Origin of the sequence: Pelomonas nitida (assembly GCF_043555975.1) — a bacterium.
GTDB lineage: Bacteria > Pseudomonadota > Gammaproteobacteria > Burkholderiales > Burkholderiaceae_C > Pelomonas > Pelomonas nitida.
The window spans coordinates 1-982 of the sequence record NZ_JBIGIA010000042.1 but is presented as its reverse complement, the minus strand read 5'-3'; the positions used below and the strand labels follow the sequence as shown (position 1 = coordinate 982).

The 982-nt window shown below is 64.7% G+C and carries 1 protein-coding gene; it reads right to left on the bottom strand.

Annotation, left to right across the window (positions count from 1 at the left end; translation table 11 throughout):
* Nucleotides 1-982: DUF6055 domain-containing protein (locus ACG00X_RS24020; RefSeq protein WP_394492345.1), on the bottom strand; the 982-nt coding region annotated here is incomplete at both ends.

Here is a 982-nt window from a genome sequence, read left to right as displayed (position 1 = left end):
ACCATGAACAGCGGCTCGCCGGCGTTGACCTTGAACGTCACTTCGCCGTCCAGGCCTTTTTGCATCGCGCTGTAGCGTGCCGTCGTGAACTGCGTGTTGGTGGCCACCAGGCCCCAGCGGAAGTCGGCATCCGATCCCGTCTGGTTCACGCCGCGGAACTTGACCGTGACGGTGCTGGCGCCGCTGGTGGGGTACAGCCGCACGACGTTGTAGCCGAAGCGTTGCGGCGCGCCGTAGAACGGCACCGCGAAGCGACGGTTCGTCGCCCAGTTGCTGTCCAGCGCTTCCAGCGGCATCAGGCGGCGCAGGCGCTCGGCCTTGTCGGTCGCGGTGATGTTGCCGTAGGTGTTGCGGAAGGCCGTGGGCGTGGCCTTGTAGTCCCACACCACGTTGTGCATTGCCCAGTCACCGATGAAGTCGTTGAGCTGCGACACCGACCAGCCACGCGACTTCTGGATGTTGGTGAACGGGTCCGGGCCGGCCGTCGTCCAGATCTTCGTCACGGCTTCGGGGCCGTACTTGTCCTTCAGGAACTCCATGAACTGCCAGTTGCAATACCGGTCGCGCGACGAGCCCAGGTAGAGGTGCGGCGCGTTGGGCAGCATCTCCGAGCAGTGCACGTTGCTCTGGTATTCAGGCAGCTGGTGCGGCGTGTAGTTGGCGTGGCTTTCGTGGATCCAGCCGCAGGTGTTGGACTGGTAGCACTCCATGCCGCCGTTGTTGGCCGCCCAGGATTGCCAGCCGTGCGTGAACTCGTGCGTCAGGCCCCAGTGGTCCTTGAGCGCGCTGGGGGCGATCCACATGCCCAGGTGCAGGCCCTGGCCGTCGACCCAGGCGCCGCCGGTCAGGCCCCAGCCGGAGTGGATGTGGATGGCCGGCTTGATCTTGTCGCTCTTGTTGTAGAACGGCTCGGGCATGAACTGGTTCGAATTGAACAGGTTCTGCCAGACGGTGTTCTCCAGCGTGTCGGCGGCCAGTTGCA